The organism is Actinocorallia sp. API 0066, assembly GCF_020991275.1.
Taxonomy (GTDB): domain Bacteria; phylum Actinomycetota; class Actinomycetes; order Streptosporangiales; family Streptosporangiaceae; genus Actinocorallia.
This window is the reverse complement of sequence record NZ_JAJLQY010000006.1, coordinates 191,431-214,990: the sequence shown is the minus strand read 5'-3', so window position 1 is coordinate 214,990 and position 23,560 is coordinate 191,431. Positions and strand designations below refer to the sequence as shown.

Here is a 23,560-nt window from a genome sequence, read left to right as displayed (position 1 = left end):
CTGACGTGGGGACGGGGGGTTAACGGTTGGGTGGGGAGAGAGCGGGAGGGTGGGGAACTCCTCTAGGGTTGTCGGGTGGCTGAGAAGTGGGTGGAGAAGACCGTCGCCGGGTTCGAGAAGTGGGCCGGGGAGCGCGGCGGGACGGACCTGCACGGGGCACGGATCATCGTGTCGCTGCTGGATCTGAACGAGACGGGCGAACTGACCGTCGAGCTGCTGGAAGAGACGCTGCTTGAGGACTTCCCCGAGAACGTCCTCGCGGGGCCGGACGACGCGCCCGCCGTGCTCAGCGCGGCCCGCGCGCTGGTGGAGTACCTGGCGCGCGGCGAACTCGACGCCGCCGTCGCCCAGGGCTGCCGCGAGCTCCTCGACGGGATCGGGCCGCGCCTCACCGAGGCGCTCGCCCAGTCCGGCGGCGACGAGGGCGACGCGATGGAGTTCCTCGGCCGGATGATGGCCGCCGAAGGCATCGACCTCGACGACGAGGCGGCGGTGTCGGCGTGGATCGCCGAGTTCGAGTCGCTGTCGGAGGAGGAGCAGATGGCGCGCGGCATGCGCCACTTCGCCTCCGAGAACGTGGTGCCGCCGGTGAAGCTCGCGCCCGTCCCGGAGCTGGCCGCCGCCGCCCGCGAGTCGAACCTGCTGCGCGAGGCGCTCGGCCTCGCCGACTGGATCGGCGAGCGCCCCGTCGTGAACGGCCGCCTCACCGCCGCCGACGCCCAGGCCGCCGCGCAGGCGCTGGCGCTGCCGGCCCCCCGCGCGGGCGGCGACGTGGTGCCCGAGGTCGAGCGGATGTGGGACGCGCTCGGCGAGGTCGGCCTGATCGAGAGGGACGGCGCGGCCGTCGCCCAGGGCAAGCGCCCCGACATCGCCGTGGACGAGGAGGTGCTCCGCCTCTGGATCTCCCTGCTGGACGGCCTCGTCGGGCAGGAGTACGCCGAGGGCGAGGCGCTCAGCCCCGTCGAGGTCGTGTGGAGCGAGCTGCCCGGCGTGCTGCTGCGCCTGTACGAGCACGGCACCCCCGTCGCGATCGGCCAGCTCGTGACGGACCTGCTGGAGCACATCCAGGCCGGATACGACGTGGCCGACGGCGAGGTGTTCGCCGAGGGCGTCCCGCAGGCGCTCCGCCTCGACCTGGAGGACCTCGCCCGCTGGGGCGCCGTCGAGTTCGTCACCGCCGACGAGGCCCGCCTGACGCCGCTCGGCGTGTTCGCCGTCCGGGAGCTGCTGCTGGCCGAGGGTTACACCGCGCCGCTGATCGGCGAGCTGGCCGCCTCGACGGCCGCGGACCTGGTGCAGGGCCTGGCCTTCCACCGGGAGGATACCGCCGAGGAGGAGGTCGCCCTCTGGCTGGCCCGCCGCTCGGCGGAGGAGGCGGCCCAGCAGCTCCTCACCCTCATGCGGGAGGGACGCCCGTCGCAGCGCAACATCGCGGCCGTGGTGCTCAGCCAGGTGGACCGCCCGGCCGAGCAGCTCATCCGGGGCGCGCTGGACTTCCCCGAGACCCGCCCGTACGCGCTGATGTGGCTGACCGGCCAGGGCCACGAGGACGTCGCCCCGTCGGACGCCGACATGCAGTGGATGTTCGTCGACACCGTCGCCGGGATGACCGAGGCGCTCGGCGCGCACGACGCCGTCCACCTGGCCCTGTCCGACACCCCGCCGGACGCCGACCTCACCGGCCTGATCTCCGACATCTGGCGCCTCCCCCACCCGGACGTCGCCGACGTCCTGGAGGCCATCGGCGACCACCACCACGACCGCGAACTGGCCAAACTGGCCCGAAAGTCCGTCTTCAAGGCAAGGTCCAAGTAAGACTTCAAGGCGAGGCCGAAGTCAGACGAAACCCGGGAGGGTTCTTCGTCCACCCAAGCCACAGGCTCGTGGTGGAACACCCCCGGACATAGATCGGGCGCCTTCGGGCCGGTTCGAACGCCCCCAGGGCGGTCGGACCGGCCCGAAGCTTGAAAGCGCCCGATCCGCGGCGACGAAGGAGCCGCCAGAAAACACAGCAGTCGCGCTTAGACTGGGTGCTGATCCGGAGAACCTTTGAGCTGGGAGCCGTCGTGTCTGTGAAGCCGATTCGTCTGTTCGGGGATCCTGTTCTGCGTACGCCCGCGGAGCCCGTGGTGGACTTCGACAGGGAGTTGCGGACGCTGGTGAAGGATCTGACCGACACCATGATCGAGGCGCCCGGGGCGGGGTTGGCGGCGCCGCAGCTGGGGGTGAGCCTGCGGGTGTTCACCTACTTCGTGGACGATGTGCTGGGCCATCTGGTGAATCCGTCGCTGGACCTGTCGGAGGAGATCCAGGAGGGCGACGAGGGCTGCCTGTCCATGCCGGGTCTGGCTTTCCCGACGAAGCGGGCGTATGGCGTCGTCGCCAAGGGCTTCAACATGTACGGCGAGCCGATCACGGTCGAGGGCACCGAGCTGCTGGCGCGCTGTGTGCAGCACGAGACGGACCATCTGGACGGCGTCCTGTTCATCGACCGGATGGATCCGGAGCAGCGGAAGCTGGCGATGAAGGCGATCCGGGAGGCCGAGTGGTTCGGCGACCCGGCCCCGGTGGTGAAGGCGTCGCCGCACCGCACCTTCGGCCGGGCGCTCTGAGGCGCCGGTGAGACTCGTTTTTGCGGGCACCCCCGAGACGGCGGTGCCTTCGCTCAAGGCCCTGTTGGAGTCGTCGCACGAGGTGGCGGCGGTCGTCACCCGGCCGGACGCGCCCGCCGGACGCGGCCGGAGGCTGGCCGCGAGCCCGGTCGGCGAGGTCGCGGAGGCGGCGGGCGTCGAGGTGCTGAAGCCCGCCCGCGCGAGCGATCCGGAGTTTTTGGCCCGGCTCACCGAGCTCGCGCCCGACTGCTGCCCGGTCGTCGCCTATGGGGCGATCCTCCGCAAGGAGGCGCTGGCGATCCCGCGCCTGGGCTGGGTGAACCTGCACTTCTCGCTGCTGCCCGCGTGGCGCGGCGCCGCCCCGGTCCAGCACGCGATCCTCGCGGGCGACGAGATCACCGGCGCGATGACGTTCCAGATCGAGGAGGGCCTGGACACCGGGCCCGTCTTCGGCCACCTGACCGAGCCGGTCCGCGCCGACGACACCAGCGGCGCCCTGCTGGAGCGGCTCGCGGTGGTGGGCGCCCGGCTGCTCGTGGACACGATGGACGGCCTGGAGCTGGGCGCGCTGCGTGCCGTCCCGCAGTCCGAGGAGGGCGTCTCCTACGCGGCGAAGCTGACCCCGGACGCGGCCCGCGTCGACTGGACGGCCCCCGCGATGCGGGTGGACCGCCTGTGCCGCGCCTGCACCCCGTCCCCGGGCCCCTGGACGACGCTGCGGGGCGACCGGATCAAGCTCGGCCCGGTCCGTCCGGCGGCGGGCGGCGGTCCGCTGGCGCCGGGTGAGATGAAGGTCACCCGTGGGGAGGTGCTGGTGGGCACCGGCACCCACCCGGTGGCGCTGACCGAGGTGCAGCCCCCCGGAAAGAAGCGTATGAGGGCGGCGGACTGGGTCCGTGGCCTGCGGCCCGCCGCCGACGAGCGGTTCGCCTGATGCGCGCCACGACGACGGGGGGACACCGTGCCTGAACAGCGCCGCTCCAGCGCGCACCGCGCCCGGCCGCACGACAACCGTAGGCCGGCCCGGCAGGCCAAGCGCCGTATGCCGGGTGACGCGGTACGCCGCGCCGCCTACGACGTGCTCCGAGCCGTCGATACACGTGACGCCTACGCGAACCTGCTCCTACCGCGTGTCCTGCGCGAGAAGGAACTGAGCGGCCGGGACGCCGCGCTGGCCACCGAGCTGACCTACGGCACGCTCCGGGGCCGCGGCACCTACGACGCGATCCTCGACCTGTGCAGCGACCGCCCGGTCGCGAAGATCGATCCGCCGCTGCGCGATCTGTTGCGGCTGGGCGTCCACCAGCTCCTGCGGACCCGGATCCCGGCGCACGCGGCCGTCTCCACGACGGTCGATCTGGTCCGCTCGGTCGCGGGGCCGGGCCAGGCGAAGTTCGCGAACGCGGTGCTGCGCCGCGTCACCTCGCGGGACCTGCCCGGCTGGCTCGTGGTGATCGCGCCCGACGACGAGCTGGGCAGGCTGTCGGTCGTGCACAGCCATCCGAGGTGGATGGTCTCGGCGCTGCGCGACGCGGTGGGCCCCGCCGAGATCGAGGACCTCCTCGCGGCGGACAACGAGCGTCCCGGCGTGACCCTGGTGGCCAGGCCGGGCCGAATCCCCGTCGAGGAGCTGTACGGCCTGGGCGCGGGCCCGGCCGCCTACTCCCCGTACGCCGCCTACCTCGCCGAGGGCGATCCGGGCGAGCTCGCGCCGGTCCGCGACGGCCGCGCCGGGGTGCAGGACGAGGGCAGCCAGCTCGTCGCGCTCGCCCTGGCCGCCGCGCCCCTGGACGGCCCTGACGCCTCCTGGCTGGACGTGTGCGCGGGCCCCGGCGGCAAGGCGGCGCTGCTGTCGGCGGTCGGCGCCGAGCGCGGCGCGCACCTGCTGGCCTGCGACGTCCAGCCGCACCGCGCCGACCTGATCACCCGCGTCGTGGGCGCCAACACCACGGTGCTGGTCGCGGACGGCACCGAGCCCGCCTGGACGCCGGGGTCGTTCGACCGGGTCCTGGTGGACGTGCCGTGCTCGGGCCTGGGCGCGCTCCGCCGCCGTCCCGAGGCCCGCTGGCGGCGCACCCCGCAGACCGTCGCCGAACTCGGCCCGTTGCAACGCGCGCTGCTGTCGAGCGCGCTCGACGCGGCGCGGCCCGGCGGCGTCGTGGCGTACGTCACGTGCTCCCCGCACCTCGCCGAGACCCGCGTCGTCGTGGACGACGTGCTGCGCGGCCGTACCGACGCCGTCCGGCTGGACGCGGTGGACGTGCTCAGCGGCGTCGCGCCCGGCCTGTCCGGCCTGGGCACCGGCCCGTACGCGCAGTTCTGGCCGCACCGGCACGGCACCGACGCGATGTTCCTCGCGCTGCTGCGCCGCACCGCCTGAGCTGGGGTTTCCCGGCCGGTGCGGGGTCCGCCCTCACCGGCCGGTTCCCCCGGCCGGGGGACGGCCGGGCGCCGCGCGGACCCTAGACTCGACACCACCATGGGCATTCAGATCTCTCCCAGCATCCTGTCCGCCGACTTCGCGCGCCTGGCCGAGGAGGTGGCCGTCATCTCCGACGCCGCCGACTGGGTGCACGTCGACGTGATGGACAACCACTTCGTCCCCAACCTGACGCTCGGCCTCCCCGTGGTGGAGGCCCTGCTCAGGCACAGCGCGCTCCCGCTGGACTGCCACCTCATGATCGAGGACCCGGACCGGTGGGCCCCCGCCTACGCCGAGGCGGGCGCCAAGAGCGTCACGATCCACGCCGAGGCCGCCAAGGCGCCCGTCCGGACGCTGCGGATGATCCGCGCGGCGGGCGCGCGGGCCAGCCTCGCGCTCAACCCGGCCACCCCGATCGACGCCTACGAGGACCTGCTCGACGAGGTGGACATGATCCTCCTCATGACGGTCGAGCCCGGCTTCGGCGGCCAGCGGTTCCTCGACCTCGTGCTCCCGAAGATCCGCCGCGCCCGCGACCTCATCCGGGGCCGCGACCTGGACATCTGGCTCCAGGTGGACGGCGGTGTGGCGGCCGACACGATCGAACGCGCCGCCGAGGCGGGCGCCGACGTGTTCGTCGCGGGCAACGCCGTCTACGGCGCCGCCGACCCCGCCGCCGCCATCGAGGACCTCCGCGCCCTCGCCGAAAAGAAGGCAGCCCACCCCCGCCCCATCGGTTTCGGAAGGGCCTGAAGGCACGCCCTGTTTGATCGCGGCTCCTTCGTCGCCGCGGATCGGGCGCTTACGAGCCCGTCGCCCGCCCCTCCGGCCTGGCGGCCTGCGGGGCGGACGCCGGGGCGCCCGATCGTGCGTGTGGCTGTCTTTTGTGGCGTCGGATCCGACCCACTCGCCCAAGCGAGCGCTTGGTTGGCCCGATGTGGCCGTGGCGGGGGGTCGGTATGGCGACCGGAACATCTGTCATGGCAGACTTGTTACCGAGTCATAAGACCCACGAGAAGGTGCCCGGCGGGTCACAGCGCCGGTCCGGGTGCCGCTCCGCGGTCCGTGAACTCCAAGCAGTGCAGCAAGGACGTGGCGCGCAGACAGCGCGGCACGAGCGTGCTCCGGGGTCGGTGCAATTCCGAACCGGCGGTAAAGTCCGCGACCCGGCCGAAGCCATCGGCCGGCTGATCCGGTGAGATTCCGGTACCGACGGTGACAGTCCGGATGGGAGGCAGCGCGCACAGCCAGGCATGCCCGCGTGGGCGTGTCGGGCTATTCCTCTACCCCCGGAGCTCCCCAACCAGATCAGGGAGGACTGGGGAGTGTTCACCGGAATCGTCGAAGAGCTCGGCGAGATCGTCAGCAAGACCGAGGGCCCGGAGTCGGCGGTGCTCGCCATCCGTGGGCCCCTCGTCACCTCCGACGCGTCCCACGGCGCGTCCATCGCGGTCAACGGCGTCTGCCTGACCGTCGTCGACCTCAAGGAAGACGTCTTCACCGCCGACGTGATGCGCGAGACGCTGGAGCGATCCAGCCTCGGCGCCCTCACGCCGGGCGACGGCGTCAACCTGGAGCGGCCCGTCCGGCTCGCGGACCGGCTCGGCGGCCACCTCGTCCAGGGCCACGTGGACGGCGTGGGCAGGATCACCGAGCGGATCCCGGCCGAGAAGTGGGAGATCGTCAGGGTCTCCCTTCCGGCCGACCTGTCCCGTTATGTGGTGGAGAAGGGCTCGATCACGGTCGACGGCATCAGCCTCACCGTCGTGGAGGCCGCCGCCGACTCCTTCACCGTCAGCCTCATCCCCACCACCCTTGAGCTCACCACGCTGGGCCGCAAGGTCGTGGGTGACCCCGTCAACCTGGAAGTCGACGTCGTCGCCAAGTACGTCGAGCGCCTGATCGGAGAGCGGAAGTGACGACGTTCAACACCATCGAGGAGGCCCTGGCCGACATCGCCCTGGGCCGTCCGGTCGTCGTCGTGGACGACGAGGACCGGGAGAACGAGGGCGACCTGATCTTCGCCGCCGAGAAGGCGACGCCCGAGGTCATGGCCTTCATGATCCGCTACACCTCCGGTTACGTGTGCGTCGCGCTGCCCGAGAGCGACTGCGTGCGCCTCGACCTGCCCCCGATGCACCACACCAACCAGGACGCCCGGGGCACCGCCTACACCGTCACCGTGGACGCGGCCGAGGGCGTCTCCACAGGAATCTCCGCCGCCGACCGCGCGCGCACGACCCGGCTCCTGGCTTCGGCCGACACCGTGCCGTCCGACCTGCGCCGCCCCGGCCACGTGGTGCCGCTGCGTGCGCGCGAGCACGGCGTGCTGGCCCGGCGCGGCCACACCGAGGCGACGGTCGACCTGGCCCGGCTCGCGGGCCTGCGCCCGGCGGGCGCGCTCTGCGAGATCGTCAACGACGACGGCACCATGGCCCGCCTCCCGCAGTTGGAGATCTTCGCCAAGGAGCACGACCTCAAGCTGATCTCGATCGAGCAGCTCGTCGAGTACCGCAAGCGCACCGAGAGCCTCGTGGTGCGGGCCGCCGAGACGGTGATCCCGAACCGGTTCGGCACCTGGCGCGCCGTCGGCTTCGCCTCCAGCGTGGACGGCGGCGAACACATCGCCCTCGTGCTCGGCGACCTCGGCGACGGCACCGACGTGCTCACCCGCGTCCACTCCGAGTGCCTCACCGGCGACGTGCTGCACTCCGACCGCTGCGACTGCGGCACCCAGCTCGACGCCGCGATGGCCGAGATCTCCGCCCAGGGCCGCGGCGTCGTCGTCTACCTGCGCGGCCAGGAGGGGCGCGGCATCGGCCTCATAGCCAAGCTGCGCGCCTACGCCCTGCAGGACGGCGGCGTGGACACCGTGGACGCCAACCTGGAACTCGGCCACCCGGTCGACGCCCGCGACTACACCAACGCCGCGCACATCCTCGCCGACCTCGGCGTCTCCTCGGTGCGGCTGCTGACGAACAACCCCGACAAGGTCGCCGCGCTGCACCGCTTCGGCCTCGACGTGACGGGCCGGGCCGCGCTGCCCGTCCACGTCACCGAGCACAACCTGCGCTACCTGACGGTCAAGCGCGACCGTCTCGGACACCAGATCGAGGGATTGGCATGAGCGGAGCGGGACGTCCGGAGGACACCACGGTCGAGGCGTCGGGCCTGACCGTCGGCATCGTCGCGGCGCGCTGGCACGGCGAGATCACCGACCAGCTCCTCGCCCGCGCCGTCGAGGCGGCCAAGGCGTGCGGCGCCCAGCCCGTCGTCGCGCGGGTCGCGGGCACCCTGGAGCTGGCGGTCGTGGCGCAGCAGTTCGCCCGCGACCACGACGCCGCGGTCGCGCTCGGCTGCGTCGTCCGGGGTGAGACCGCTCACTTCGACTACGTCTGCGACTCGGTGACGGCGGGCCTGACCAGGATCGCGCTGGACGAGGCCACGCCGGTCGGCAACGGCGTGCTCACCTGCGACGACCTCGACCAGGCACGGGCCCGCGCGGGCCTGCCCGGCAGCACCGAGGACAAGGGCTGGGAGTCGGTCGTGGCCGCCCTCGACGCCGCGCTGACCCTCCGCGACCTGCGGGGTCGCGGCGACGTCCGCTGAGCCTGCGGTAAAGTTACGTGCCCGCAGTGTTGCGGGCACGTAACTCCGTCCGCGCCACTCAAAGGCGCGGCGGCGACCACGGTAGGGGAGGCGAAGTGACCGCGCTCGGCATGGCATTCGACCTGCGAGGCACGCGGCACGGTGGGCACGCCGGCCATGGCCGGGAGCATCACCGCTCCTGACGCGTCACCCGGAACCCACGAAGACCTCCATCGAAAGGCATCTACCGTGCTGTCCCTCGTTCTGCCCAAGGGCTCCCTGGAGAAGGCGACGTTCGAGCTGTTCGGCGCCGCCGACCTGGCCGTCCGCCGCGCCAGCGACCGCGACTACCGCGCCCAGATCGACGACCCGCGCATCGACAAGGTGCGGGTGCTGCGCCCCCAGGAGATCCCGACCTACCTCGAACAAGGCCTGTTCGACCTCGGCATCACCGGCCGCGACTGGATCACCGAGACCAACGCGGACGTCGTGTCGCTCGGCGAGCTGCGCTACTCCAAGGCCACGTCCAACCCCGTCCGGGTGATCATGGCGGTGCCGCAGGACGCGCCGTGGCAGACCGTCGCCGACCTGCCCGACGGCGTCCGGATCTCCACCGAGTTCCCCGCCCTCACCGACCGCTTCCTCGCCCAGCACGGCGTCAAGGCCAAGGTCTTCCCGTCCTACGGCGCGACCGAGGCGAAGGTCCCGGACATCGTCGACGTGATCGTCGACCTGACCGAGACGGGCTCGTCGCTGCGCAAGAACGGGCTGCGCATCCTCGACACGCTGCTCACCAGCTACACCGAGCTGGTCGCCAACCGCGAGGCGTACGAGAACCCGGAGAAGCGGGCCGCGATGGAGGACATCGCGCTGCTGCTCCAGGGCGTCATCCGGGCCCGCGGCCAGGTGCTGATCAAGCTGAACGTGCCGGCCGCGCAGCTCGACGCCGTGCTCAACGTCGTCCCGTCGATGGCGTCGCCGACGGTGACGCCGCTGGCGGGCGGCGAGATGTACGCGGTCGAGAGCGTCGTCGCGAAGGTCGGCATCAACGAGCTCATCCCGAACGTGAAGGCCGCGGGCGGCCGCGACATCCTGGAGATCCCGATCTCCAAGATCATTGACTAGCACCGTGTCCACGCCGGCGACCTGGCGGCCACGGCGCACCGTGGCCGCCGCGGCGGTGATGGCCGTCGCGATCCTCACCACCATGGTGTGGCTCGCGATCGCCATCTCCGACACCTTCCAGCTCGCCGACAGGATCGGCATCGTGCTGTTCGGCGTCTTCTTCGCCTGGGTGCTGTCGCTGCTGGCGCGGGTCAAGGTCGTCGCGGACGAAGCCGGGCTGACGGTCGTCAACCCGCTGCGCACGCACCGGTACACGTGGCCGGAGATCGTCGGGATCAGCCTCGGCGTCGGCGCCCCCTGGCCCTACCTCGACCTCGCCGACGGCACCACCAAGGGCGTCGTCGGCATCCAGGGCTCGGAGGGCGACGACGCGCGCGCCGCCGTCCTGGCGCTGCGGGAGCTCATCGCCGAGCGCGGGCAGGCCCAAGAACCGCGCTGACACCGGTCAAGATCACCCTAAGCGGGGCTCGCCGCGCCCGGCGCCGGGGAAAACCCGCTGGGTGATCTTCCAGCCGAACGACGACCTCCGTCTGGACGTCAACGCGATCGACTACCTGATGCTGGCGATCTACTTCGTCACCGTCCTCGGCATCGGGTTCGCGGCACGCCTCACGGTGCGCTCCAGCGTCGACTTCTTCCTGTCCGGACGGTCGATGCCCGCGTGGATCACGGGCCTGGCGTTCCTGTCGGCCAACCTCGGCGCGACCGAGATCCTCGGCATGGCCGCCAACGGCGCCCAGTACGGGCTGATGACGACGCACTACTACTGGATCGGCGCCGTCCCGGCGATGGTGTTCCTCGGCATCGTCATGATGCCGTTCTACTACAAGTCCGGCGTGCACAGCGTGCCCGAGTTCCTGCGCCGCCGCTTCAACCCGGCGACGCAACTGCTCAACGCCGTCTCGTTCGCGATCGCGCAGGTGCTCATCGCGGGCATCAACCTGTACGCGCTGGCGCTGGTGATGCGGGCGCTCGTCGGGTGGCCGCTGCCGGTGTCGGTGGTGGTCGCCGCGGTGTTCGTCCTCATCTACATCACCCTTGGTGGTCTGTCCTCGGCGATCTACAACGAGGTGCTCCAGTTCTTCGTGATCGTCGCGGGGCTGATCCCCGTCGTCATCCTGGGGCTGAAGAAGGTCGGCGGCGTCTCCGGGCTGAAGGAGAAGATCGAGGGGAGCCCGCTCGGTGATCCCGGCCTGCACACGTGGGCCGACACCGGGTTCGGGCAGGCCAACCCGATGCAGGCGAGCTGGCTGGGGATCGTGCTGGGCCTCGGCTTTGTCCTGTCGTTCGGCTACTGGACGACGAACTTCGCCGAAGTCCAGCGCGGCCTTTCGGCGAAGAACAACACGGCGGCCCGGTTGACGCCGATCGTCGCGGCCTTCCCGAAGATCTTCATCCCGATCCTCACCGTGGTGCCCGGCATGATCGCGCTCGTGGTGTTCCCGCAGCTCAGCCAGCCCGGCGCGGACTACAACTACTCGATTCCGCTGCTCATGGGCGAGGTGCTGCCCAACGGCGTCCTCGGGGTCGCGCTGACGGGCCTGCTGGCGTCGTTCATGGCGGGGATGGCGGCCAACATCTCCGGCTTCAACACGGTGTTCACCTACGACATCTGGAAGCCCTACATCGTGAAGGGCCGCCCGGACCGCTACTACCTGAGCACCGGCCGCTGGATCACCGTCGTCGGCGTCGGCTGCGGCATCTTCACCGCGTTCATCGCCGCGCAGTACGCCAACATCATGGCCTACATGCAGCAGCTGTTCTCGTTCTTCAACGCGCCGCTGTTCGCCACCTTCATCGTCGGCCTCCTGTGGCGCAAGATGACGCCGTGGGCCGGTTTCTGGGGCCTGCTCATCGGGACGCTCAGCGCCGTCACGTCCTACCTGCTGTTCCAGACCGGCGTGCTGCGCGACACCTACGGCACCGAACTGAACGCGAGCTTCTGGGGCGCGGGCATCGCGTTCACCGTCGACGTCATCGTGTCCATCGTGGTCTCGAAGATGACGTCCCGGACGGCCAAGAGCACCGAGGAACTCCGCGGCCTCGTCCGCGGCATCCCGTCCGACCGCCCCGACGACTCCGTGGCAGGCGACGACCGCTGGTACCGCTCCCCGGTCAAGCTCGGCCTGGGCGCCCTGGTCCTGTCCCTGGCCTGCTACATCCCCTTCTGGTAGGAGCCCTCACGTGCGCAAACTACTCGCCAACCTGCTGGACATCCGCACCGTCATCGGCGGCATCTTCACCCTCTACGGCCTCATCCTGACCATCCTCGGCCTCATCGACGACGCCGCCGCCCGAGCCAAAGCCGAAGGCGTAGACATCAACCTCTGGGTCGGCCTAGCCATGCTCCTCTTCGGCCTGTGCTTCCTAGCCTGGACCTTCGTCAAACCCCGCCAGGGCCCCACCGAAAAAACCGGCCCCGACCCCCTCGACGAAGGCGCCCCCGAACCCGGCGGCCTCACCAACCCCAACCCCCCCAACCCCCCAGACACCTCCGGCAGCACCGCCCCGGAGTGAGCCAGGCGATCAACGCCGCCTTGTCAGTAGCGTCCCGCCACCCGCCACGCCGTCCCGGCCTGCGGCGGAGCAAGCATCAACTCACGAAGCCGACCCAAGGACGACGCCTCCACCAGCCGATCCGTAGCCCGAGTAGGCCCGGCGACAAACCCGAACCACGTCCCACAGGCGTCCCCCCACCACACCCGCGCGCCGCGGATCTCCCGCTCCAACGCGGCGGCCTGGCGCCGCCGCGTGCGCCGTGCCTCGTCCTGCGCGACGCCCTCCCGGCTCAGCCGCACCATCACCGGCCACCTCCCGCCGCGCGCAGCCGCCCCACGAGCGCGGGCATCGACGTCTCCCACACGATCAGCGCCAGCAGCGCCCGCATGTTCGATATTGGGCACTCCACGTACCCGTCTTCCCCGACTTCGAGCACGAACCGGTTACCCGACGTCCGCCGCGGATACACCCCGGTCCCGACCGTCGCCCCCCGGCGACACACCAACAGGTAGGGCCGCCGCCCCTCCCACCGCAGCCGTGCCCGCACCCCCAGCACCGCCAGCGGCACCCGCAGCAGCGACAGCACCGCCCACTCGACCCGCGCCCGACGAACCGGGCATCCCATGTCCCCGGGCACTGCTGACCTGTCGGCGTCGCGCATGTGGAGGCCCCTCGTCTAACGTCTAACGTCTGGTGTCATAAGATTGCACGGTGATCTCGGGATGCGTCAACCGGAACGTCTAACGTTTCTGGTCTCGTATGCTGCTACCAGGGAGGCAAGGATGACCAAATACCGAGATATCGCCGCAATTCTCCGCGACGAGATCATGACGGGCGCGTACCCACGGGGTGCGACGCTGCCTCCTGAGCCCGAACTCGCTGAGCGTTTCGGGACCACACGAGCAACGTTGAACAACGTCCTCAGGGTGCTGCGCACCGAGGGGCTAATCTCCACCCGGCAGGGGAAGGGGACCTTTGTGACCGCCATGCCGCGTAAGATCCGCCGCGACGCGATGACCCGCTACACGAAGGCCGCCCGCGAGCAGGGGGGTGGGCGCGTTCGACACCGAGATCAGGGCGCTCGGGATGACCCCGCGTTCCCAGCTCACCGTGAGCCGGGCCGTCCCACCGCCGGAGGTCGCGGAGATCCTCGGTACGCCGGACGGTGAAGAGGTACTCGTCCGCCACCGCCGGATGTTCGCCGACGACACGCCCGTCCAGATCGCCCCGTCCTACATACCGCTCGACATCGCGGCCGGAACGGTCCTCGAAGAGGTCGAACAGGGTCAGGGCGGCATGATCAGTCGGCTCGCCGAACTCGGCCACGCCCAGCGGCGCATGACCGAACGCGTCACCGTCAGGCCGCCGACCGAAGAGGAGATGGCCTTCCTCGACATGTCAGCGGACCAACGCGTCTTCGTCATCACCCACGTCGGCTGGACCGCCGAAGGCCGCCCCGTCGAAGTCTGCCTCCACGTCATGCCCACCCACTACTGGGAGATCGACTACGCCTGGGAAATCGACACCTGACCCCCCAAGCCCAGCGACCGCCGCCCACCCGACGGTCCCCCCACCCGTCACCACCGCCCAGGAGCTCGGGTGCGAGGGAATGGCGGACGCCGTCCGGCGTCCGGAAGAAGCCGATCTTGGTGGAGACGGTGAAGCGGCCGAGGAGGTCGGCGGCGACGTCGGCGAGAGTCTCGTGTGAGGTGAAAGCCCGGTAGCTGAAGCCGGTGTCGAGATGGGTGACGCCGAGGTCCAGCGCTCCGGTCAGGGTGTCGCGGCGGTGACGAGATCGGTGTAGCCCGAGGACAATTCCGGGGTCAGCCATGCGCACAGCTCCTCTTCGACCAGGATCTCCGCGACCCGCTCGGACGCGCTTCCGGCGACGGCCACGGCGTCGGCGAGTGGCACCGGATCTCCGCCCAGAAGCAGCCGAAGCGAGGGCAGCGCCTCATGAGCGAAGGTGAGCCGCTTCCCCGCAGCCAGAACCTCGACGGTGTTCTCATGGCTTTCGATCCGCGGCGGGAAGTCGGTGACGCACACGACGGAACGGAGCGGGCCGAGAACGGCCAGGTGACGGACGTGGCGTGATGCGCCGGTCTCCTGCTCATGGGCCGTGAGGTAGGCGGCCGGGCCGCGGGACCGTATGAGTGCGGCGGCCTCGTCACCGAGCCGTCGGCACTGATGTTCCCGCTCCCGCGGGTCGGCCCACCGCTGGAGATCCTCACGGAACAGGTCGGTGTCGCGGGACCAGTCGGCGAGCCAGGACATCCAGTGGACGCCTGTGCGCTGCACGAGACCGAAGGTCACGTGCATGCTGAGGCCGGTGCCGAGCCCCTTTCGGGTGGCCTTGTGCCAGGAACCGCGCGGGATGTGCATCACCTCGCCAGGGCGCAGGACGCCGGTCCAGACGACGTCCGCGCCGGGCGTGGAGTTCCGCGCGGCGTCCCGGTACATAGGTGCGCGGCGGGAGCCGCCGCGCACCTCCCAGCGTTTCTCTCCGGCGAGCTGGACGATCAGGACGTCGTGGTCGTCCCAGTGCAGGTCGAAGCCCGTGGCGTCGTTGGTGGTCAGGTAGACGTTGGCCTGGACGCGCTCCCGGGACCACCATTGCAGTGCCCGGCAGGCGGCTTCCAGGGTCGGATCGAAGACGTTCACCTGGTCCACGACCAGGGTCGCGCCGCCGTCGAGGAGACCGGCCAGACGGCGCATGTCGACCATCCCGATGCTCTGGCCGCGGCGCGTCACACCTCGCGTGACGTAGGCGTTCGGATGCAGTTCTGTCCCGTCGCGGAAGCAGCGCAACTGCGGGTCGGCCAGGCTGCGCCGCATCACCAGGTCCAGCAGGCGCGACGGCGTCAGGAGGCGTTCGACGAGGTCTGTCCCGGCCCCGCCCCCCACGGCGAAATCCCGGCCGAGGCGTTCGGGGCCGGCCCAGCCGAGCGCCTTCTCCACGTGGTCGATCAGCCGATGGGTCATGACGGTGATGCCCTCTCTGCGCTGGGGGAGGGGCCGTGCCCGTCAGCACGGCCCGGGTGGTTCAGGCCGGGTGGTTCAGGGCGTCGCCTTCGGGCCACGAGCTGTCGCCGCCGCCGTCCGGTGGCGGGTCGGACTGGCCGGTGTCGTACCGGTCGTGGATGGCGCCGAGGACCTCCACGGCCACCAACAGGTCGTCATGCATGAGCTACCGCCTTCCGACAGAGGACGGGCGCGGCCTCGCGACGGCCGCAGCCCCGTGCCTTCTCGAGGATGGCGCGTCGGCGGCTGCCCGGCCAACGAACTTGCGGCTCCTTGCGGCCCGGCGTCTACGCGGAGAGGTCCCGGAGCGCCCCTTCGATCAGATCCGCCGCCGCGTCGCCGTAGGCGGCGAGTTCGGACAGCCCGGCGAAGGTCTCGGCGTACATGGCGATCTCGGCCGGAGCGGTGACGTTGAGGAATCCGGATACCAGCTCGACGCTGACCCGGGCGTCATCGAACATGAAGAACATCTCCACGCCCCACTGCCGCTCGCTCCGGTCGGTGCCGGACGGGATGATGCCGAGGGAGACGGCGGGCAGTCGCCGCACGTCCAGGAGGCGGCGCAGCTGGCCTGCCTGGACGCGGGGGCCGCCGACCTGCATGCCGAGCGCCGCCTGTTCCAGGACGAGGTGAAACCGGTGCCCGCCCCGGCTGAACAGTGATTCCTGCCGGTTGACGCGCTCGGCGACCGCGGCCTCGACGTCGTTGACGGCCACCCGGCGACGTGCTCGGACCGAGGTCAGGATCGCGCGGATGGCGTCCTCGGTCTGTACCGGGCCGGGAACGAAGGTGGGCGAGTAGACACGGAACAGGTTGGTCCGTTCGTAGAGGTCGCGGACCTGGACGTTCAGGTGCTTGAGGCCGGTCCGCTCGGCTCGCCGCCACTCCAGCCACGTCGAATCCACCGCGCGGACGGTCGCGATGAGTTCGGGGGCGAGGCCGGGCACGCCGCACGCATCGCACCAGCGCCGGACGTCCTGCTCCGAGGGGGTCTTCTTGGCGTTCTCAATACGTGAGGTCTTCGCCTCGTGCCAGCCCGCGGCAGCGGACAGCTGTCGTGCGGACAGGTTGGCGTCGAGCCTGAGGTCACGGAGCCGGTCGGCGAGTGCCTGCCGGGCGGCCTGGGCTGTGGAGGACGAAGCGGGGGGCGTCAAAGGGGAGTCAGACCTTGAACTCCCCGTGCGGGATCGCCCGCTTCCAGGCGGCGGAGAAGGCCGTCACGACCGGGGCGACCGTGGCCTTGTCGGTCACGACGTCCGAGCCGACGAGATCGCCCTCCCCGGAGAAGTGAAGGAACAGCGCGGTCTTCCCGTCCACCGCCCAGACGTCCACGGCCGGGATGAGGAGGTCGCGGGCCTCACGCCGGGCGAGCCAGCGGATCTCCTCCCCTCCGGCGAGATTGACGGCGGGCGTCACCGCGTGCTCGAACCTGACGTACTCGGACACGGGCTCGGAGACCACGCGCACCCGCCGTATCCGCACGCCGCGTGACACCGTCGCCCGGACCAGGCTGGTCCAGTCCTCGTACTCCGCGCTGACCTTCTCGACCGGCTCACCCGCCAGCCAGCCCAGATAGGCGGGATCGGAGGTCAGGTAGGCGTCGCGCAGCTCGAACTTCACGGCCTCGTGCTCCGCGCCGTCCAGCAGGTCCTCAAACGACACCTCGGACATCACATGCCTCCACGATCTCGACGGTCGCGGTCTCCGGCAGCCACACGACCAGTTCGTCAGCGAGGATCGGGCTATCCGCCGCGATCTTTGCCAGTATCTCCGGGTCCGCCACGATCGTGCCCTGAATATGGAAACCGTCGTCCGTGCGCGTCGCCTGCCCGGTCCCGGCCGTCTTCCCGTCGCCGTGCGTCCCAGCGGAGGGGTGGACATCGCACGCCGCCCGGATGATCTCCGTCATCGACTCCGGCAACCAGACGAGCGCCCGGCCATTCGGAACCGGTCGCCGCTCCACGATCTTGCCCTGGAAGTAATAACCGCCCCCGGGCTCCGCAGCCCGGAACACGGCGGGACAAGCACCTCCGGGGTTGTCGGGCATGATCCCCACAAAGATCACGGGCACGCGCTTCCTCCAAGCCTCGCGACGCGCGGATGCGCACGCCAGAAGACCTAGGCCGCCAACCGCACAGACAAACCCCCTTGACCCGGTGTGGACACACTTCAGCTCCCGGACCCCGGTACCGCGTGGCGATCACGCCAGGTCAGAGGCCAGCGGCACGGGTGGCGTGTTCGAGGGAGGGGAGTGTGTGGGGTGGGGGTGGTGTTAGTTCGGGGTTGGGGGGATTGCGTCCATGAGGAGTTCGTTGCAGCGCTCGCCGTTCCAGATGCCGCTGTTTCGGCGGGTGCCGACGACGCTGAAACCGGCGCGGCGGTAGGCGCGGACGGCTGGCGTGTTGGGGGCAAGGACGGTCAGCATGACGTTGTGCAGGCGCAGGATGTTGAAAGCGTGGTCCAGGGCGGCGCGCGTGGCGGGGGCGGCCAGCCCGCGTCCCCGGCCTTCGGGCCCGAGCGCGATGAAGAACTCGGCGGTGCGGACCGCGTGGTCGATCGCCAGGGTGATCGTCCCGATCGGCAGGTCCTCGCCGTCATAGACGGTGAAATGGGCGTTGTCCCCGCTCATCTGGGCGTGCAGCCCGGCGAGGCGTTCCGCCCGGGACACGGGCTCGGCGCGCCCATGCCCCTCCATGATCCGAGGATCGTTGTCCCACCGCACATAAGCGTCGATGAGCCCGACCTCCAACGCCCCGAGCCGCACCCCCGCGCTCACCGCACCGCCCCCGTCCTCACCCGTGGCACCCTACCGCCGTCCGGGGACGCGGAGCGAGGACGAGTGCCGCGGCGGTCGTAGCCTTCGGGCGGTGTGGGGTGGGATTGGTCGGAGGGGGTTAGTTAGGTGATGGTGATGGGGTGGCGGACTACGCCGGACCAGAGGTAGCCCTTGTTGTTGTAGGGGGAGCCTAGGGGTTCGGTGACGCCGGTGGTGTCGGTGGCTCGGGCCATGAGGGTGGCGGGGCCACGGGTGGTGGGGCGCCAGGGGAACTGCCACTGGGACCAGGTGTGGGGGAGGCGGGGGCCGACCAGGTGGGCGGGGGTCCAGCCTTGGCCGTTGTCGGTGCTGATCTCCACCGAGCGGATGGCGCCGTTGCCGGACCAGGAGCGGCCGGTGAGGAGGACTTCCTCGCCGCGCGGCAACCTGGCGCCGGGGGCCAACTCGAAGGCGCTCTTGACTGGCATCGTGGTGAGGGGGGCGCTGCCCTCCGGGGGGAAGCCCAGGCCGAACAGGCGGTAGAAGTCGGTGTTCCAGGGGGAGTGCAGGGGGGAGGTCGAGACCTCGATGTCGCCTAGCCACTTGATGGAGGCGACGCCGACCCAGTCGGGGACGATCAGGCGGATCGGGAAGCCGTGGGCGGGCGTCAGAGGGGCGCCGTTCATCTCCCAGACGACCAGGACGTCCTTCATCGCCTTGGCGACCGGCAGCGGCCTGCGCATCCGCCCGTAGTCCACACCGGCCTCGACGTAGGCGGGGTCAAGGCCGCGCGGCAGGAGGTCCACGGCGTCGTCGCGCAGGCCCGCGCGTTCCAGGACGAGGGAGAGCGGGGTGCCCGTCCATTCGGCGACGCCGATCGCGCCGAGGCCCCACGGGGTGCCGGAGACGCGCTGGTTCTGCTGCGACGTGTACAGGGTGCGGCCGTTGCCCGCGCATTCGAGGAACGCGGTGACCGTCCGGGAGGGCATCTCCCGCAGCGTGGGGTAGTCGAACGTGACGGGGTCGCCGCGTAGGCCGTCGCCGTGCAGGGTGAGCGTCCAGGAGTCGACGTCGATCTCGGGCACGCCGGTGTGGCTGTGCACGAAGAAGTGCTCGGTGGGCGTGAGATGTCCGACGCCGCGCATGTCCTCCCAGTTCATCTCCCAGGCGCCGTCGCCCTTGCGAAGTTCTTCCCGCAGCACGGTCTCAGCATGAACCCTAATCCCTACATAGTCAATCGACATTGCGGAAATCTCGCGCCGCCCACCTCCGAGCCGGGACGAACCCGTGCCGTGATGGCGCCGTGATCGTCATGTGATCGGACCGGCCCGGCGTTCGGCGGCTTCCCGGCGTCGAAGATAGCGCGAAGGATTCGCCAGTGATCGCGGAGGTGTGCAAGATTGGCTGCCATGCGCGGCGGATTCCCCCTGTTGTCCAGTGCGGTCGCGGTCGCCCTCGCCCTCGCGGCGGGTGTGTGGCCCACGGTGCGCGTCGCCGCGCTCGGCGGCCCGGACGCCGCCGAGATCACCGCCCAGGCGCGGATCCCGGACCAGACCTGGCCCACCCCCGCCAAGGGCTCCTACACGGTGCCGCAGCCCGCTGACGACGGCCTGCCGCCGGTGCTCACCAAGATCGAGACGCAGGAGAAGGTCGTCTTCCTGACGATCGACGACGGTTACGAGTACGACGCCGAGTTCGTGCAGATCGTCCGCGACCGGAAGGTCCCGATCCTCACGTTCCTCACCAGTACCTACATCTCCCAGCACGGGCCGTACTTCTGGGCGCTCCAGCACGCGGGCTCCCGGATGGAGAACCACTCGGTCAGCCACCCCAACCTGCCGTCGCTCGGCCCGGAGGGGCAGAAGCAGCAGGTCTGTGGCGCGTCCGACACGATCGAGCAGCAGTACGGCCGCCGCCCTACGCTGTTCCGCCCGCCGTTCGGCTCCTACAACGACATCACCAAGCAGGTCGTCAAGGACTGCGGGATGAAGTCGATCCTGCTCTGGTCGGCCGAGTACTACAACGGGACGACGTCGCCGCAGGGCGTCCGCGACGCGTTCGTGCGCGGCGACGGCGGCACCGGCTTCAAGCCCGGCGACATCGTCCTCATGCACTACCGCAAGGGCCTCGCCCAGCAGATGACGACGATCCTCGGCTGGATCGAGGAGCAGGGGTTCAAGCCCGCCGCGCTGGAGAACTACCTGCCGGAATCGCTCGGCGGCAACGCGCCGGGCTGAGCCGTCAGATGCCGCGCATCCGCAGGACCCGCAGCGCCAGGTTCAGGTTGAGCTGGAGGTGCGGGTCCTCGGTGAACGGGCCGAGCATCCGCTCCAGCTTGCCGATCCGGTAGCGCAGCGTGTTGTAGTGGAAGTGCAGCCTGCGCGCCGTCTCGGCGACGTTCAGGTTGGTCTCCAGAAGCACCTGGAGGGTGCGGCGTAGGTCGGCGGCCTCAGGGTCGGCGTCCTCGGCGAGGTCGCCCAGCGTCTCGGCGACGAACGCGTGCAGCTCGGCGGTGTCCTCCACCAGGCTGAGCAGCCGGTACACGCCGAGCGCGTCAAAATGTGCCGTCTCGCCGGGCCCGTGCAGTTGCCTGCCCACCCGGACGGCCTTGACGGCCTGGTCGTAGCACTCCGGCAGCCCCGCCGGATCGGCCGCGACCCGGCTGACGCCCGTGGTGAACACCAGGCCCTCGGCCGTCGAGACCTCGCGGACGAGCCCCGACACGAGGTCCGGCAGCGAGCCGTCCTCGGCGGGCAGCCCGACCACCGCGACCACCTCGTGCGCGAACGAGGCCACGGCGGCGTCCCGGTCGCGGCGGCGTACCGCGGCCGTCCAGGAGGCCGCGAGGCGCTCCTGGGCGTTCTTGGCGCTCTCCTGCGACCGCTCCGCGTCGTCGAGGTCGAGGGACGCGACGACGACCGCCACCGGCCGGGTGAGATCCCAGCCGAACCCGGCGCAGTGCGCGACGACACGGGCGGCGTCCCCGGCCCGTCCGGCCAGGACGTCGCGTAGGAAGTCCGCCCGGTACTTGCTCTCGACGGCGGCAACCGCCTGTTGTTTGGTGATGACGAGCGCGGCGACCGTGGCGGCCCGCTCCAGGATCCCGACCTCGGTGTCCGAAAGGCCCCGGCCCGGGAAGAACGCGGCGATCAGCCCGTGGTCGAGGCCGCCCGCCGCGACGGGCACGACGACCCTGTCGCCGTGCAGGCCGATCCCGTGGTCGTGCTCCAGCCACTCCTCCAGGGCGGCGAGGTCGGCCGGGGTGCCCGCACGGGCCAGGACGCGTTCGTCGCCGTCGAGGGTGACCACCGCGCCGTCCAGGAGTTCGGCGAGTTCCGCCGTCACCTCCGGCAGCCCGCCCCCGCACAGCACGATCTGGACGAGCGCGCGGTGCACCTCCTCGGTGCGGGCGAGGATCGCGGCCTGCCTGTTGAGGATGTCGGTGAGCACCTGGTTGAGGATGTCGTCGAAGCCGACGTGCTCAGGGAGCTGGATCAGGGGGAAGCCCAGCCTGTCAGCTCTTGCCAGCATCTCCTCCGGCAGCCGGTCAAGGTAGGCGCCCGGCTTGACGGCGAGGGCGGCGACCCCGCGCTCGTTCAGGCCCGTCACGAGGTGGCCGAGCGCCTCGGGCCGGTTCCGCAGCGGATAGCCGGTGGTCAGAAGCAACTCGTTCGGCTTCACCCAGGCCAGGACGTCGGGCACCTCCATGACGTTGAGGCGCTGCACGACGCGGTCCAGCCCGGCGGCGCCCGCGACGAGTTCGGCGTCGGCGAGCGTGGACACGCCGAGGACGTCGCGGACGGGCAGCCCGTAGGTGAGGGTCCCCGTGCTCGCGAGGCGCAGGCGGGGCGGGACGGTGTGGGTCTCGCCGGACCTGCGGGTCCAGAGGTCGGTGCGTGTTTCCATCGCCGGATAACCCTCACAAGAAAGACGAAGGATGACAAGTATCCTTGGCAACTTTCCCCATACGGCGATCGTGTGAACGAGCGTTAACGTCCGTTCGACGTCGTCGCCATGGAGAAGGGAAAACCGTGACGGACCGCCCGGCCCCCCGGCTGCTCGTGACCGAACCGGTCGAGCGGAGCGCTGCCCGTCCCCCCGCCCCCGGCGCCGCCAGCCTCGCCCTCCGCGACGCCCTGGAGCGGCCGCGCCGCGCCGCCCGCGTCGTCGCGGTGTTCCCCTCGGCCGTCTACCTCCTGCTCGGCTCCGGCGGCGAACCCCGGGTCGTCGCCCTTGTGGGGGCGGACGAGGGGCGTCCCGCCAACTCCGTCGTCGTCCCGTCCGTTTCCGGCCGCCAGCCCTTCACCGGGGTCGCCGAAGGCGACGAGGGCTGGGTCGGCGACGGCCACGTCGAGGCGGGCGGTGTCTCCGTGCGCGTCAAACGCTGGTGGGACCCGCGACCCGTCCTCGGCCCGCTGCCCGCCGCCCGGCTCCGCCACGCGATCATGACCCTGGAGAACTCGCTCGACTTCTCCACCTGCGGCCTCGCCGGACACCCCGGACCGCCCGCCCTCGCCGCCCACTGCGCCGCCGGCGACCTCGCCAAGGCCGTCCCGGCCGCCGAGCGGATCGTCGGCCTCGGGCCCGGCCTCACGCCCAGCGGCGACGACGTCCTGGCCGGGCTGCTGCTCTCGCTGCGCCTGCTCGGCTCCGTCCTGGACGGCGGCAACCGCGCCGTCTGGCTCGCCGGATGGCTCGCCGCCGCCGTCACCGCCGACGCCGACACCCGCACCACCGCGCCGGGCGCCTCGCTCCTGCACTGCGCCGCCGCCGGACAGCCCACCGCCGAGGCCGCCGCCGTGCTGCGCGGCCTCGCCGGACGGGAACCGCTCGTGCCCGCCGTCCGGCGGCTCGCGCTCGCCGGCCGCAACGGCGGACCCGACCTCGCCTGGGGCCTCCTCGCCGGCGCGGGGGCGGCCCTCGCGCTGCGCGGGGAGGCGGTCGGGAGGGCGACCGCGTGACCCCACCCGTCCGGGTCGGGGGGCCCGGCGCGTACGGCGCGGCGCTGGCGGCGCTGCACGGGGGACGGGACGTGCTGCTCGACGGTGAGGACGTCAACGTCGCACAGGAGATAGCGCTCAAGGACGAGGCGGCCAGACTCGGCCGGCTGGTGCTCGGCCCGTGCGCCTGCCCCGGCAGCCTGCCTCCCGGACCGTACGGGGTTGTCGCGGTGTCCCCGCAGGCCACCGAAGAGGTGATCGCCGTCCTGACGCGGCAGGGCAGGGGCGGCAGGGTGCTGCCCGTGGGGGAGCGCGACCTCTCGGCGGCCGTGTGCGGCCGGGCCACCCTCCAGGCACTCGCCGTCTGCGACGCCGACCCGGCGATCGAAGCGATCGTGCTCGCCGCCGAACGGCCCGCCGGGACCGTCGCCGCGCTGCTGCGCGAGGCGGCGCGCCGGCTCGGCAAACCCGTCGTGTCCGCCGCGCCCGGCGAGGCGGCTTCCGTGCTGGCCCGGCTCGACGCGCTCTAGGACGTCCCCTCGCCCCGAGGTCACGGAAATGTGGCAGCCACAGGGATCTTGCACCGCGGCGGTTCCGG

At 71.3% G+C, this 23,560-nt stretch carries 27 protein-coding genes and 1 riboswitch; of the genes, 17 read left to right on the top strand and 10 right to left on the bottom strand.

Annotated features, from left to right (window positions below; translation table 11 throughout):
* The first annotated feature begins 75 nt into the window (after positions 1 to 75).
* The 12 genes from LO762_RS17155 (at position 76) to LO762_RS17100 (ending at position 12,264) form a co-directional block, all read left to right on the top strand.
* Positions 76 to 1,815: a hypothetical protein gene (locus LO762_RS17155; RefSeq protein ID WP_230616346.1), complete on the top strand. Its 1,740-nt coding sequence runs from the start codon at positions 76 to 78 to the stop codon at positions 1,813 to 1,815.
* A gap of 251 nt (positions 1,816 to 2,066) precedes the next feature.
* Positions 2,067 to 2,612, top strand: coding sequence for a peptide deformylase (def, locus tag LO762_RS17150; RefSeq protein WP_374201573.1), 546 nt, complete (start codon positions 2,067 to 2,069; stop codon positions 2,610 to 2,612).
* 7 nt (positions 2,613 to 2,619) lie between these two features.
* Positions 2,620 to 3,546 carry a methionyl-tRNA formyltransferase gene (gene fmt / locus LO762_RS17145; protein WP_230616344.1) on the top strand — a complete coding sequence of 309 codons (927 nt, stop codon included), beginning with the start codon at positions 2,620 to 2,622 and terminating at the stop codon, positions 3,544 to 3,546.
* Between the two features lie 27 nt (positions 3,547 to 3,573).
* On the top strand, positions 3,574 to 4,992 hold the full coding sequence (locus LO762_RS17140; protein WP_374201572.1) for an RsmB/NOP family class I SAM-dependent RNA methyltransferase: 1,419 nt from the start codon (positions 3,574 to 3,576) through the stop codon (positions 4,990 to 4,992).
* A 99-nt stretch (positions 4,993 to 5,091) separates the two neighbouring features.
* Positions 5,092 to 5,787, top strand: coding sequence for a ribulose-phosphate 3-epimerase (gene rpe, locus LO762_RS17135; RefSeq protein WP_230616343.1), 696 nt, complete (start codon positions 5,092 to 5,094; stop codon positions 5,785 to 5,787).
* A gap of 362 nt (positions 5,788 to 6,149) precedes the next feature.
* A riboswitch (FMN riboswitch) is annotated at positions 6,150 to 6,279 on the top strand.
* Positions 6,280 to 6,359: 80 nt separating this feature from the next.
* Positions 6,360 to 6,953 (top strand): riboflavin synthase, encoded by a 594-nt coding sequence (locus LO762_RS17130; protein ID WP_230616342.1) that lies wholly within the window; start codon positions 6,360 to 6,362, stop codon positions 6,951 to 6,953.
* Positions 6,950 to 8,161 (top strand): bifunctional 3,4-dihydroxy-2-butanone-4-phosphate synthase/GTP cyclohydrolase II, encoded by a 1,212-nt coding sequence (locus LO762_RS17125; RefSeq protein ID WP_230616341.1) that lies wholly within the window; start codon positions 6,950 to 6,952, stop codon positions 8,159 to 8,161. The genes LO762_RS17130 and LO762_RS17125 overlap by 4 nt, the downstream gene beginning before the upstream one ends.
* Complete coding sequence (gene ribH, locus LO762_RS17120; protein ID WP_230616340.1) at positions 8,158 to 8,643, top strand: 6,7-dimethyl-8-ribityllumazine synthase; 486 nt, start codon at positions 8,158 to 8,160, stop codon at positions 8,641 to 8,643. Before LO762_RS17125 ends, ribH begins: the two co-directional genes overlap by 4 nt.
* A 228-nt stretch (positions 8,644 to 8,871) precedes the next feature.
* Positions 8,872 to 9,747, top strand: a complete 876-nt coding sequence (gene hisG, locus LO762_RS17115) for an ATP phosphoribosyltransferase (protein WP_230616339.1) — start codon at positions 8,872 to 8,874, stop codon at positions 9,745 to 9,747.
* Between the two features lie 4 nt (positions 9,748 to 9,751).
* Positions 9,752 to 10,186: a PH domain-containing protein gene (locus LO762_RS17110; RefSeq protein ID WP_230616338.1), complete on the top strand. Its 435-nt coding sequence runs from the start codon at positions 9,752 to 9,754 to the stop codon at positions 10,184 to 10,186.
* A gap of 61 nt (positions 10,187 to 10,247) precedes the next feature.
* Positions 10,248 to 11,921: a sodium:solute symporter family protein gene (locus LO762_RS17105; protein WP_230616337.1), complete on the top strand. Its 1,674-nt coding sequence runs from the start codon at positions 10,248 to 10,250 to the stop codon at positions 11,919 to 11,921.
* Between the two features lie 10 nt (positions 11,922 to 11,931).
* The gene (locus tag LO762_RS17100) at positions 11,932 to 12,264 is read left to right on the top strand and encodes a hypothetical protein (RefSeq protein WP_230616336.1); all 333 of its coding nucleotides are present in this window, start codon (positions 11,932 to 11,934) and stop codon (positions 12,262 to 12,264) included.
* Between the two features lie 23 nt (positions 12,265 to 12,287).
* Here the strand turns inward: LO762_RS17100 and LO762_RS17095 are convergent, their stop codons facing one another.
* The gene (locus LO762_RS17095) at positions 12,288 to 12,548 is read right to left on the bottom strand and encodes a hypothetical protein (protein WP_230616335.1); all 261 of its coding nucleotides are present in this window, start codon (positions 12,546 to 12,548) and stop codon (positions 12,288 to 12,290) included.
* On the bottom strand, positions 12,548 to 12,907 hold the full coding sequence (locus LO762_RS17090) for a hypothetical protein (RefSeq protein ID WP_230616334.1): 360 nt from the start codon (positions 12,905 to 12,907) through the stop codon (positions 12,548 to 12,550). The genes LO762_RS17095 and LO762_RS17090 overlap by 1 nt, the downstream gene beginning before the upstream one ends.
* Before the next feature lie 61 nt (positions 12,908 to 12,968).
* Between LO762_RS17090 and LO762_RS33950 the strand changes: the two genes are divergently transcribed.
* Together LO762_RS33950 and LO762_RS17085 are read left to right on the top strand one after the other, a co-directional pair.
* Positions 12,969 to 13,415: a GntR family transcriptional regulator gene (locus LO762_RS33950; RefSeq protein WP_374201571.1), complete on the top strand. Its 447-nt coding sequence runs from the start codon at positions 12,969 to 12,971 to the stop codon at positions 13,413 to 13,415.
* Positions 13,297 to 13,776, top strand: a complete 480-nt coding sequence (locus tag LO762_RS17085) for a GntR family transcriptional regulator (RefSeq protein ID WP_230616333.1) — start codon at positions 13,297 to 13,299, stop codon at positions 13,774 to 13,776. The genes LO762_RS33950 and LO762_RS17085 overlap by 119 nt, the downstream gene beginning before the upstream one ends.
* A 240-nt stretch (positions 13,777 to 14,016) precedes the next feature.
* Here the strand turns inward: LO762_RS17085 and LO762_RS17080 are convergent, their stop codons facing one another.
* From LO762_RS17080 to LO762_RS17050, 7 genes are all read right to left on the bottom strand, one after another.
* On the bottom strand, positions 14,017 to 15,228 hold the full coding sequence (locus tag LO762_RS17080; protein WP_230616332.1) for a cupin domain-containing protein: 1,212 nt from the start codon (positions 15,226 to 15,228) through the stop codon (positions 14,017 to 14,019).
* Positions 15,229 to 15,289: 61 nt separating this feature from the next.
* Positions 15,290 to 15,430 (bottom strand): hypothetical protein, encoded by a 141-nt coding sequence (locus LO762_RS17075; RefSeq protein WP_230616331.1) that lies wholly within the window; start codon positions 15,428 to 15,430, stop codon positions 15,290 to 15,292.
* Between the two features lie 124 nt (positions 15,431 to 15,554).
* Complete coding sequence (locus LO762_RS17070) at positions 15,555 to 16,421, bottom strand: helix-turn-helix transcriptional regulator (protein WP_230616330.1); 867 nt, start codon at positions 16,419 to 16,421, stop codon at positions 15,555 to 15,557.
* Between the two features lie 7 nt (positions 16,422 to 16,428).
* Positions 16,429 to 16,938, bottom strand: coding sequence for a DUF6879 family protein (locus LO762_RS17065; protein WP_230616329.1), 510 nt, complete (start codon positions 16,936 to 16,938; stop codon positions 16,429 to 16,431).
* Positions 16,919 to 17,338 (bottom strand): hypothetical protein, encoded by a 420-nt coding sequence (locus tag LO762_RS17060; RefSeq protein ID WP_230616328.1) that lies wholly within the window; start codon positions 17,336 to 17,338, stop codon positions 16,919 to 16,921. Before LO762_RS17060 ends, LO762_RS17065 begins: the two co-directional genes overlap by 20 nt.
* Before the next feature lie 201 nt (positions 17,339 to 17,539).
* Positions 17,540 to 18,043, bottom strand: a complete 504-nt coding sequence (locus tag LO762_RS17055; protein ID WP_230616327.1) for a GNAT family N-acetyltransferase — start codon at positions 18,041 to 18,043, stop codon at positions 17,540 to 17,542.
* A gap of 122 nt (positions 18,044 to 18,165) precedes the next feature.
* Positions 18,166 to 19,224, bottom strand: coding sequence for a sulfite oxidase (locus LO762_RS17050; RefSeq protein ID WP_230616326.1), 1,059 nt, complete (start codon positions 19,222 to 19,224; stop codon positions 18,166 to 18,168).
* A gap of 207 nt (positions 19,225 to 19,431) precedes the next feature.
* On the opposite strand from LO762_RS17050, the gene LO762_RS17045 reads away from it, so the two are divergent.
* The gene (locus LO762_RS17045) at positions 19,432 to 20,259 is read left to right on the top strand and encodes a polysaccharide deacetylase family protein (RefSeq protein ID WP_230616325.1); all 828 of its coding nucleotides are present in this window, start codon (positions 19,432 to 19,434) and stop codon (positions 20,257 to 20,259) included.
* 4 nt (positions 20,260 to 20,263) lie between these two features.
* Here LO762_RS17045 and LO762_RS17040 read toward each other — a convergent pair whose 3' ends face one another.
* Complete coding sequence (locus tag LO762_RS17040; protein WP_230616324.1) at positions 20,264 to 21,928, bottom strand: PucR family transcriptional regulator; 1,665 nt, start codon at positions 21,926 to 21,928, stop codon at positions 20,264 to 20,266.
* Between the two features lie 125 nt (positions 21,929 to 22,053).
* Here LO762_RS17040 and LO762_RS17035 point away from each other — a divergent pair, with 125 nt between their 5' ends.
* A complete protein-coding gene (locus LO762_RS17035) occupies positions 22,054 to 22,983 on the top strand; it encodes a DUF2877 domain-containing protein (RefSeq protein ID WP_230616323.1) in 930 nt (309 codons plus the stop codon).
* Positions 22,980 to 23,492: a hypothetical protein gene (locus LO762_RS17030; protein WP_230616322.1), complete on the top strand. Its 513-nt coding sequence runs from the start codon at positions 22,980 to 22,982 to the stop codon at positions 23,490 to 23,492. The genes LO762_RS17035 and LO762_RS17030 overlap by 4 nt, the downstream gene beginning before the upstream one ends.
* Positions 23,493 to 23,560: the final 68 nt, after the last annotated feature.

What these genes read in the sequence shown, in the direction of transcription:
- LO762_RS33950 (WP_374201571.1), top strand. Translation starts at nt 12,969, where the DNA reads ATGCGTCAACCGGAACGTCTAACGTTTCTGGTCTCGTATGCTGCTACC.
- LO762_RS17040 (WP_230616324.1), bottom strand. Translation starts at nt 21,928, where the DNA reads ATGGAAACACGCACCGACCTCTGGACCCGCAGGTCCGGCGAGACCCAC.
- LO762_RS17045 (WP_230616325.1), top strand. Translation starts at nt 19,432, where the DNA reads ATGCGCGGCGGATTCCCCCTGTTGTCCAGTGCGGTCGCGGTCGCCCTC.
- LO762_RS17090 (WP_230616334.1), bottom strand. Translation starts at nt 12,907, where the DNA reads ATGCGCGACGCCGACAGGTCAGCAGTGCCCGGGGACATGGGATGCCCG.
- rpe (WP_230616343.1), top strand. Translation starts at nt 5,092, where the DNA reads ATGGGCATTCAGATCTCTCCCAGCATCCTGTCCGCCGACTTCGCGCGC.
- LO762_RS17065 (WP_230616329.1), bottom strand. Translation starts at nt 16,938, where the DNA reads ATGTCCGAGGTGTCGTTTGAGGACCTGCTGGACGGCGCGGAGCACGAG.
- ribH (WP_230616340.1), top strand. Translation starts at nt 8,158, where the DNA reads ATGAGCGGAGCGGGACGTCCGGAGGACACCACGGTCGAGGCGTCGGGC.
- LO762_RS17075 (WP_230616331.1), bottom strand. Translation starts at nt 15,430, where the DNA reads ATGCATGACGACCTGTTGGTGGCCGTGGAGGTCCTCGGCGCCATCCAC.
- LO762_RS17095 (WP_230616335.1), bottom strand. Translation starts at nt 12,548, where the DNA reads ATGGTGCGGCTGAGCCGGGAGGGCGTCGCGCAGGACGAGGCACGGCGC.
- LO762_RS17080 (WP_230616332.1), bottom strand. Translation starts at nt 15,228, where the DNA reads ATGACCCATCGGCTGATCGACCACGTGGAGAAGGCGCTCGGCTGGGCC.